At 54.0% G+C, this 3,190-nt stretch carries 6 protein-coding genes; 4 read left to right on the forward strand and 2 right to left on the reverse strand.

All coding sequences use genetic code 11. The features are described from left to right. Window positions 1-199, reverse strand: a 199-nt coding sequence (locus SLH47_RS26130; protein WP_320244069.1) for a hypothetical protein, incomplete at its 3' end; no start/stop codon positions are given. A gap of 182 nt (window positions 200-381) precedes the next feature. On the opposite strand from SLH47_RS26130, the gene SLH47_RS26135 reads away from it, so the two are divergent. The 3 genes from SLH47_RS26135 (at window position 382) to SLH47_RS26140 (ending at window position 1,558) form a co-directional block, all read left to right on the forward strand. Continuing rightward, window positions 382-825, forward strand: coding sequence for an SRPBCC family protein (locus tag SLH47_RS26135; RefSeq protein ID WP_320244071.1), 444 nt, complete (start codon window positions 382-384; stop codon window positions 823-825). Between the two features lie 10 nt (window positions 826-835). Then, complete coding sequence (locus tag SLH47_RS26525) at window positions 836-1,153, forward strand: ArsR/SmtB family transcription factor (RefSeq protein WP_413785689.1); 318 nt, start codon at window positions 836-838, stop codon at window positions 1,151-1,153. Window positions 1,154-1,294: 141 nt separating this feature from the next. Then, window positions 1,295-1,558 carry a hypothetical protein gene (locus SLH47_RS26140; RefSeq protein ID WP_320244072.1) on the forward strand — a complete coding sequence of 88 codons (264 nt, stop codon included), beginning with the start codon at window positions 1,295-1,297 and terminating at the stop codon, window positions 1,556-1,558. Window positions 1,559-1,643: 85 nt separating this feature from the next. On the opposite strand, the gene SLH47_RS26145 is transcribed toward SLH47_RS26140, so the two are convergent. Further along, complete coding sequence (locus tag SLH47_RS26145) at window positions 1,644-2,375, reverse strand: YafY family protein (protein ID WP_320244073.1); 732 nt, start codon at window positions 2,373-2,375, stop codon at window positions 1,644-1,646. A gap of 91 nt (window positions 2,376-2,466) precedes the next feature. Here SLH47_RS26145 and SLH47_RS26150 point away from each other — a divergent pair, with 91 nt between their 5' ends. Next, window positions 2,467-3,159: an EamA family transporter gene (locus SLH47_RS26150; RefSeq protein WP_320244075.1), complete on the forward strand. Its 693-nt coding sequence runs from the start codon at window positions 2,467-2,469 to the stop codon at window positions 3,157-3,159. Window positions 3,160-3,190 lie beyond the last annotated feature (31 nt).

Below are 3,190 nucleotides of genomic sequence, written 5' to 3' on the forward strand. Positions count from 1 at the left end.
GGTTGATGTCGGTCTGCGGCACGAGATCGATGGGGTGTTTTTTGATGCGGGTTATCATAGCGCCTTCGGCGACCTCGCTCAAAACCAGGGCTTCAGCATAAATGCCTCGTTCACCTTCTAGGTGATATTGACCAGCGAGTGCCTCAACGACCTGACCTATGGTGAGGCACTCGACTGTTCTTCCTGGTCCAAAAATCATGCAATAGCCTTGGAGTACGGCCCGCGTAGTCACTGGCGCAAGCCAATCTGCACCCTCCGAATTGCGCATCTAGAAACAATGGTAGTGAAGTCACGACTGACCCTTTCCAAATTAAATGCGCAACTAACAAGTTGCATTTAAAGCTAACGATGATACCAATAAGCAACCAGGAGGTTGCTAATATGGTTGATACCATCGAGAAAGTCATCGAACTAAAGGCACCGCTATCGCGCGTCTGGCATGCCATTTCTGACCACAAAGAGTTTGGTCAGTGGTTTCGCGTTAAGTTGGATGGCCCCTTCAAGCCGGGTTCAGTTTCAACTGGAAAGATGACCTTCCCAGGCTACGAAAACTACCCATGGCGTGCGATTGTTGAGCGCATGGAGCCGGAACGTTTGTTTTCGTTCAGGTGGCACGACTACGATGAGAAATCTGGTACCGATGTGGCCGAGCAGGCCACGATGCTGGTTGAATTTCGGCTGGAGCCCACAGCCGAAGGAACTCGTTTGACCATCACGGAGAGCGGATTCGAAGCTCTTCCCGACCACCGTCGGCTCGAGGTTTTGCGAGACAATACCGAAGGCTGGAACATCCAAGCCAACAACATTTCTGCCCATGTCGCATAGTTTAACTGTAATGACGGTGGAAACCGTAGCCTCTGTGTTTGCAGCACTTGGTGACGCAACTAGGCTGTCTCTCCTATCCCAGCTTTGCGACGGGCAAACGCGGTCCATTGCCCAACTCACGCATGGTACCGGCCTTACTCGCCAAGGGGTCAGAAAGCATCTGACCGTTCTCGAACATGCCCGCATTGTCACGAGTGAACGCGTGGGGCGCGAGAGTCAGTTCACTGTTCGTCCGGATACGTTGACCGAAGCCAGACAGTATCTTGATCGGGCATCGCAACAGTGGGACGATGCTATTGAACGGTTAAGACTGATAGTCGAAAAGTAAAGCTTTGATCCGATTGGGCTCCGGGCTACGCAGGCTCGCTACAGGCTCAAAGCGCCGGATGGAGCACAACACACAGTCTAAAGCGAAGTGGAGTTCGCCGCATCTTCCCATTGAACTTGGACGATAAGCTTCTCAACATTCTTGCTCACAAGAACGAGCGTCGCCAACTTTCATCCAAAGCTGGGCCTTGGGTCAGCTCAGAAGTATTTCGACGGCTTCAAATCAATTGGTCAAAAGCTGCCAAAAGTGGCCAACGTTACCGAGCACCGGGACATCCAGGACAAGAGCCGGAAAGCTGTTTTCGATATCTACTGGTTGCGGGTCGCGACCGCCATCTGCGACTATGGTATGCACGACCGTGATGATGCGCCATCCGACAGCACTGATCGGATAGAGAGCTTGTGATTTCGCCGGTCGCGACTGGCGGCAGGGGAAAGGGGTAAGCGTTGGGCATTGGTCCCGGTCAGTTGATGAGGACGCCCACGAAGCTCTAGTTTTTCAAAGTGCCTTGAGCGTGGGACCCTTCAAGAGTCGGGACAGTCTTGGCCTTTTGATCCAACTCCCATCTGCTGATCAGCGCGTCGCTCTTGCCTTCGAAGCGATCGGGCAAAACTCTAAGGTGATCGGTCCGATCTAGTCTAAAATGACGTAAATCCTGACGCAGCTCGCACCAAGCAGCAAGCATTACCGCGTCGAGATAGTAGATAAGGACAAGCGGCCAGATCACGCGCTGTGTTTCCCGACCCGCTACGTCGCGATAGCGAATTCGGACTTTTTGCTCCGTGCGGATTGCCTTGCGAACCTCTGAGAGCTCAACCATCGGTGCATATCCTATACGCCAGGACGACGTGACAAGTCGCCGGGTCCCAGGAGCGGTTTCATGCAACTTCCGCGAAGCACGCTTTGCAGCTCGGCAGAGACCCATATCACCTGTTCGCGCGATGAGCCCAAGTCCAACCGAAAGGGCCTCCGCTTCTTCCACGTCGAAATTGATTGCGGGAAGATCGTAGCCGCTGCGCATGACATAGCCCACACCTGGCTCGCCCAAGATAGGTGTCTGCATGGCTTGTAGCGCCGCAATGTCGCGATAGACCGTGCGTACCGAAATCTCTAACCACTCTGCAATCTCGCGTGCGAGAACGGGTCTGCTCGATGATCTTAACAGTTGGATCACTTCAAATAGTCTGGCTGATCTGGACATGGTATCGCCTCCTGCCATCATTCTTTGGCATAACACTACTGCCACACAGTTGGCAGTAGTCATCGGCTATGTGACCTCAGCAAGCAAAGCCAAAACTGAGATGAGGTAATCGATGCAACCGTCCGCTGCCACGCAACACATACCACGGGGGGCCGCCTATGTTGTTGTTGCCGCGCTTCTCTTTGCCTTGGCGCCCGCGGTTGCAAGATCAGCAGCTCAGGACATTAACATACTCGTCCTCGTATTTTTGTCGAATGTTTGGATGTTCGTTTTGATGTGCCTGTGGGTCTGGGTGAGGTCGCCAATCGGGGGGCTTGGAACAAGCAAACTCTGGATGCACTTTCTGCGGTCAATCCTCACTTACGGTTCCATCGTCACCTACTTCTTTGCCGTTACCCACATCCCCTTCGCCCATGCCGTGATCCTTCAATCCACGGGACCACTCTTTGTTCCTGTCCTGGCTTGGCTCATCTTCCGCAGGCTATCGGACAGGTATGTGTGGCTGGGGGTCTTGGTGAGCTTTGTTGGTGTGACACTTATCGTTCGGCCCGACGCGGTGGGGATTTCAGTTGGCGAAGCGTCTGCCTTGCTGGCAGCGCTTGGGGGCGCTGGTGCCGCCTTGGTCATTTGGTCACTAGGTACGACGGAGCCGCCAGACAGGCAGATGTTCTACTTTGCTTTGTTCGCCCTCTTGCTGTCCACGTTGCCACTGCCTTGGGTGTGGCAATGGCCAACGGTTCATCAAACAGTAAAGGCCTTGTTTATCGCGGCGCTGTCCAGCCCCATTTCTATGGGCCACCTTTGAGCCAGGTTTCTGGAACTGGCGGGCGCATGTT

It is taken from the genome of Cognatiyoonia sp. IB215182, assembly GCF_033963905.1.
Lineage (GTDB): Bacteria > Pseudomonadota > Alphaproteobacteria > Rhodobacterales > Rhodobacteraceae > Yoonia.

Bases quoted from the DNA above. Each gene is read 5' to 3' on its own strand.
- SLH47_RS26525 (WP_413785689.1), top strand. From the start codon at position 836: ATGACGGTGGAAACCGTAGCCTCTGTGTTTGCAGCACTTGGTGACGCA.
- SLH47_RS26135 (WP_320244071.1), top strand. From the start codon at position 382: ATGGTTGATACCATCGAGAAAGTCATCGAACTAAAGGCACCGCTATCG.
- SLH47_RS26150 (WP_320244075.1), top strand. From the start codon at position 2,467: ATGCAACCGTCCGCTGCCACGCAACACATACCACGGGGGGCCGCCTAT.
- SLH47_RS26145 (WP_320244073.1), bottom strand. From the start codon at position 2,375: ATGATGGCAGGAGGCGATACCATGTCCAGATCAGCCAGACTATTTGAA.